Here is a 5,830-nt window from a genome sequence, read left to right on the forward strand (position 1 = left end):
TTATCCCTCCCCTCTCTGTGTTCTCTGTGTTCTCTGCGGTAAAATCTTCTTAATATCTACTTCACCTCTTTATAATCCAAAAATCGTCAGATGAAATTCATCAAAAGCGTTAAGTAAACCGTATTGCTTTATATATAAGAAAGAGCGCTGAAGCGCAACTACGTACCTTTATTGTCTTAAAATCTACATTTTTCCATGACAAATGCAATCGATTGAAATATCGATAACCAGAAATATTGATTCCAAATCTAAAATCCAAAATCTCAAATCGAATGACTCATAGCCTCAGCCAAATGCTTCTTCAAAGTCGCTTCTGGTAAGGGCCCTTTTAAATGACTCCAAGGCAAAACCTGATTTAAATCCCACTGTTGGAACACATAGAAATTCATTTCCGGTAACTCTCCCCGCAACTCCTTAAAAGCCCGCCGATAACTTCCCAAAGTATCTCCATAGTGTCGCACTAATTCCAACAGCTTGGACAACCTGCGATCGCCCTTCGATAGCAAACCCTGAATCACAGACCAGTTATAGCTTTCAGGTCTAAATTCCAATCCCAACTTCCGCAATTCTTTATCTAAAAACTTCAGCCTCTTCTCCGCATCTTTATTCACACCAAACCACTGAAAAGGAGTATGAGATTTCGGGACAAAAGTGCTGCATCCCAGAGTCAAGCGCAAACCCGGAGCGGCTTTTCTAATCGCCTTCATCATCGCCACTGTCTCCTCCAAATCCTCCATCTCTTCGCCAGGTATTCCCGCCATACCGTAAAGCTTAATCCCTTTTAACCCGCCAGCCTTAGCATTAATAGCAGCTTGAATAATTTCATCGTTAGTGAGTTTTTTATTCACAATCTTGCGAACTCGTTCGCTACCACTTTCCACCGCAATCGTCACAGACTTGCTATCTCTGTTTGTCAATATTTCCGCTAACTTAACTGTCACCGTGTTAGTGCGTACCGAAGATAGACTCAGCCGCACTCCGTCGTATTTCGGATGGTTTAAATGCTCCAGCAATGCTTCAAATTCTGGGTGCTGAGTCACAGAAGCACCCAACAAACCCAAACGATTAGTCACAGCTAAACCGCGATCGATCGCCGGAATTAGCGAATCCTCCAAACTCGCAGTTCTAAATGGTAAAGTGAGATAACTTGCCAAACAGAAACGGCACATTTCTGGGCAACTCCGCACCACTTCTACCATATAAATATTTTCCCAAGCCGCTTTTTCTGTCACCACAGTAGAAGCAGACAAAGTATTGCCGCGATAAGTCTGTTTTTCCACCATACTAGGAATTTCAGAATCCACAGGATGAATGGATTTAATCCCCTCAGTGGCATCCAAATAAGTTACTTCGTACAAACTAGGAACGTAAACCCCAGGAACTTGGGCTAAATGCCGCAATTTAGTTTGTCTGTCGGCGCTACGAACTTCTTTACAAGCATCAATAAAATTATCAATGAGATGTTCGCCATCTCCCAGCAAAATTACATCCAAAAAATCTGCAAAAGGTTCAGGATTCGCCGTAAGAACCGGGCCGCCACCAAATACTATTGGATGATTTTCAGTTCTTTTTGAAGCCCAAATCGGAATTTCTAGAGATTCCAATAAATTGAGGATATTTACATAATCGAGTTCCCAAGAAAGCGAAAATCCCAGCAATTCTGGATGTCGGGGAAGTGGTTCGCTGATATCAGTAAATAAACGGCTGACTTCAATATCCGATCGCACGGCTAAAGTTGCCCACACTATCTGATAGCCGAGACTGGTAATCCCAACCGTGTACTCGTTGGGAAATGCAAAAATAGTCGGAATAGCGTCAGCATCGGGGGTTGCTGGGGCAAATAGCAGGCGTTCTTCGGCAAATGGATTGGGAGTCACGGGCAAGTTTAGCTTTAGGAAAATAATATCTCTTTCTTTTCTAATTTTATGCTATTGACTGACCGTCGGACAGCGATCGCCACGGAGATACGGATAATAAATTTGTTTCCTCCGCGTATCCGTAGGTATCCGTGTTGGGCGCTAATGACTAACAGCCATAGGATTTGCGCGATCGCCCACAAAGAAACCGGGTTTTTTTAACTACCAGCCGGGAAGTCTAAGGGTATATTTAGAGGGGATTAATCTCAATTGCTGCGCGAAGTACCCCGCCCTTGAATTACCGCGCTTGATGAAAGGCTCGTCGGGTGTAGGTACGGAAACCGACAATTAGACATTGCGAGTACCTTTAACTTTGATGTACTTCCTAGATATTAAAACAAAATAAATGGTATATTAAGGTAGGTCGAAAAAAGAAGCTAAAAATGCAACTCACTTACAAATACCGCCTCAAACCAACCAAGCCCCAACTAGCAACTATTGTGGCTCATTTAGAACTCTGCCGTCGGCAGTACAACTACCGACTTGGCGAAAGATTTAGGTGGTGGGAATCCACGAGAACACCTATCAACGCCAGCCCATTGATTGTTTCGATAGTCCCTGTTGAGGAGATTTATCAAAATATTCCCTTGACTAGAGTGCAAACCAGGGATGGTAGAAAAAAGGATGAGTCAGGCAATCCTCTAACCAGGAAAGGTGAGGTTTTCTCAAACATTGAAGGCGGATATGTACAGTGGCAGACGATACAATTAGCTGACCTGAAAAACACTAAAAAATTATTCCCTGATTATAAAGTGTTAGATTCCCAGGTTTTGCAAGATGTCGTCAACCGAGTTGAAACTTCCTTTTCAAACTTCACCACGCCCGACAAAAACGGCAATCGTAGAGGCAAGCCAAGATTCAAAGGGCGACCCTACTACAAATCCTTCACTTACCCTCAATTAGACAACTTAGATATTGTCAAAGATCAACAAAACAGGATTTGTATTAGCCTCACAAAAATAGGTCAAGTGCCTATGGTATTTCACCGTCCCATACCAAAAGGATTCAAAGTTAAGACGGGTACAGTTATCAGAAAAGCAGATGGGTGGTATATTTCCCTGACGCTAGAAGATCAAACGGTTCCCGTAACGGTTGCAGAAATTCAACCGACTGATAAAAACACTCTTGGTATCGACTTGGGATAACCAATTACGTCTATCTTTCCAATGGCGAAAGAGTTGAGAATCCTAAATTTTTGAGGAAGTCGGCCCAGAAATTAGCAAGGCTTCAAGTGAAACTAGCTAGTAGAGCTAAAGGTTCTAAGCCTTGGAGAATTATCAAGGACAAGATTTCCAAACTCCACCAGTTCGTAGCTAGAGCTAGATTGGATTTTCAGTTTAAAACAGCACATGAATTATGCGGCAAATGTGATGTTTTGGTAGCTGAAGACTTGAGTGTCAAGAATCTAACTAGACGTGCCAAGCCTAAGACTGATATCGAGGATGGCAATTTAGTTTACTTGCCGAACGGTCAGTCAGCTAAAAGTGGCTTGAATAAATCAATGCTTGATGCTGCTCACGGTCAATTTGCTAGTGTTCTCAAGTATGTCGCTTGGAAATTGGGTAAAAATGTTTTATTCGTCGATCCAAAGGGAACTTCTCAGCATTGTTGGAACTGCCTCAACAAAGTGCCGAAAGAATTGTCGGAACGGTGGCATTCTTGTCAATGCGGTGAGTCCTTAGATCGAGATGAAAATTCAGCCAAACTTATCAAAAAGATTGGCCTGAGTTGCGAAAGTGGCGGGGGAACTCCGTCACTCAAAAAAGCCTTTGCAAAAAAGGAAAAAGAAGCCTGCGGTCTAACTGTACCCAGTTGACCGTCAGGTTCGTTCACGCAAGTATTTGGTTAAACAATCCGGTTTCCCATCGCCAGTGCCGAAATCGTAAACTATTGAACCTTTTTGTCACCAAACCAGTCTAGAGCATACAGAGTTAACCAACTGTTCTCCCAGCACTTAGCATGAAACAGACACTCAAACATGGGGCCTTATTTCTCTACTTGTGGCTGTGTGCGATCGCCTCCAGCAGCGCCGCCAGTCCCCCCGATAATTCCAAAAGCCTGCATCTCCTCAACCGTATTAGTTTTGGCCCGCGATTGGGCGATATCGAGAAAGTGCGATCGCTCGGGACAGAAAATTACATCCAACAGCAACTCTCCCCAGAAACCATCCCCGAACCTCAGCATCTTACCTCTCGCATCAACAGCTTAGAAACCCTGCAAAAAACACCAGCAGAACTCTTTGCCGAATACGGTGTCCGCCGATCGCAAAACGGTCAAAGACCAACGCCAGAAGCAATCAGAGCCACTAGCATTAAGGCTCGCATCATTCTCCAAGAAGCAGTGAAAGCTCGTATATTGCGATCGGCAGAAAGTCCCCGCCAATTGCAAGAAGTTATGGTCGATTTTTGGTACAATCACTTTAATGTTTACTCAGATAAAGGATCCTTAAATAAACTCTGGGTAGGAGCCTACGAACAAGAAGCAATTAGACCCTACGCTCTGGGAAAATTCCGGGACTTACTAGGTGCAACTTCCCGCCATCCTGCCATGTTGTATTATTTAGATAATTGGCAAAATACCGACCCAAAAAGTATCGGAGCCAAAGGCGGATTTCGGGGATTAAATGAGAATTATGCGCGCGAGTTAATGGAGCTGCATACCTTAGGTGTCAAGGGCGGTTATACGCAACAAGATGTCATCGCCTTAGCTCGCATTTTTACAGGCTGGGGATTTGGGCCGCAACCATCTCAAAAAGACGGTTACAGCTTTTATTTTGATTCCAAACGCCATGATTTTAGCGATAAAGTATTTCTCGGGCAAACTATCAAAGGTTCGGGCGAAATCGAGGGAAAACAAGCTTTAACTATTTTAGCCAAAAGCCCAGCCACAGCCAAACACGTCAGTTATAAATTAGCTCAATATTTTGTAGCTGACAGCCCGCCAAATGCCTTAGTCGAGCGCCTCAGCCAGCGCTTTCTAGAAACTGATGGAGATATCCGCGAAGTCTTAAATACTTTGTTCCGCAGCCGAGAATTCTGGGATAAAAAAAATTACCGCGCTAAGTTGAAAACTCCCTACCAATACGTGATATCGGCGGTGCGATCGACAAATAAGACAGTAGAAAATTTTCAACCGCTTTACACAACGTTGCTACAGCTAGGAATGGCACCTTATGGCTGCCCAACTCCCGACGGTTACAAGAATACTCAAGATGCTTGGCTGAATCCAGATGCGATCGCCCGTCGGTTAAGTTTTGTCACTGCTTTGGCTACCAATCCCTTGTATTTAAACTCTCCTCCCGCTGACAACAATCAGTCGGGATGGATGTTACCTGCGATCGCAACTACTTCTAACTCCTCTTTGCCAATGGGCCCGAAAAATAGCAACCAGTTAATAGATCCGTCGCAGTTAGCTAATATTTTGGGGAATGATTTCTCCGCGAATACCAAAAGTGCGATCGCCTCCAGTCCGGCTAATTTACGCACCGCTTTGATTTTGGGCAGTCCAGAATTTATGCGCCGATAAAAGAAGTGTTTAAGATTGGTTCGTAGTGAGGACTTTAGTCCTTTCTTTCCTGAGGACTAAAGTCCTCACTACGAACCTTTTCGAGCGCAACGCAAATCACCAATCATAAACTACGATGAACAGACACCAATTTTTAATCCAAACTGGACTGCTTTCAACTTCGACAATTATGAAACAAGTGTATGAGATTGGTTCGTAGTGAGGACTTTAGTCCTTTCTTTTCTGAGGACTAAAGTCCTCACTACGAACCTTTTCGAGCGCAAATTACCAATCACCAATTACCATGAACAGACGCCAATTTTTAATCCAAACTGGACTGCTTTCAACTTCGACAATTATGAAACAAGTGTATGAGATTGGTTCGTAGTGAGGACTTTAGTCCTTTCTTT

General features: G+C 43.5%; 4 protein-coding genes. 3 read left to right on the forward strand and 1 reads right to left on the reverse strand.

All coding sequences use genetic code 11. The features are described from left to right. Positions 1 to 263: 263 nt before the first annotated feature. Positions 264 to 1,877 (reverse strand): radical SAM protein, encoded by a 1,614-nt coding sequence (locus tag QZW82_RS31190; RefSeq protein ID WP_293157957.1) that lies wholly within the window; start codon positions 1,875 to 1,877, stop codon positions 264 to 266. A gap of 422 nt (positions 1,878 to 2,299) precedes the next feature. Here QZW82_RS31190 and QZW82_RS31195 point away from each other — a divergent pair, with 422 nt between their 5' ends. The 3 genes from QZW82_RS31195 to QZW82_RS31205 all read left to right on the forward strand — a co-directional run bounded on the left by QZW82_RS31195 (position 2,300) and on the right by QZW82_RS31205 (position 5,441). Continuing rightward, positions 2,300 to 3,061 (forward strand): transposase, encoded by a 762-nt coding sequence (locus tag QZW82_RS31195; RefSeq protein WP_293157960.1) that lies wholly within the window; start codon positions 2,300 to 2,302, stop codon positions 3,059 to 3,061. Positions 3,062 to 3,111: 50 nt separating this feature from the next. After that, a complete protein-coding gene (locus QZW82_RS31200; RefSeq protein ID WP_293157963.1) occupies positions 3,112 to 3,732 on the forward strand; it encodes a transposase in 621 nt (206 codons plus the stop codon). A 143-nt stretch (positions 3,733 to 3,875) separates the two neighbouring features. Further along, a complete protein-coding gene (locus tag QZW82_RS31205) occupies positions 3,876 to 5,441 on the forward strand; it encodes a DUF1800 domain-containing protein (protein ID WP_293157966.1) in 1,566 nt (521 codons plus the stop codon). The last annotated feature ends 389 nt before the right edge of the window (positions 5,442 to 5,830 follow it).

The sequence above is a fragment of the Microcoleus sp. bin48.metabat.b7b8b9.023 genome (genome assembly GCF_013299185.1).
Classification (GTDB): Bacteria; Cyanobacteriota; Cyanobacteriia; order Cyanobacteriales; family Microcoleaceae; genus Microcoleus.

Excerpts from the sequence above, each read along its gene's own strand:
- QZW82_RS31195 (WP_293157960.1), top strand. The coding sequence starts at position 2,300 with ATGCAACTCACTTACAAATACCGCCTCAAACCAACCAAGCCCCAACTA.
- QZW82_RS31205 (WP_293157966.1), top strand. The coding sequence starts at position 3,876 with ATGAAACAGACACTCAAACATGGGGCCTTATTTCTCTACTTGTGGCTG.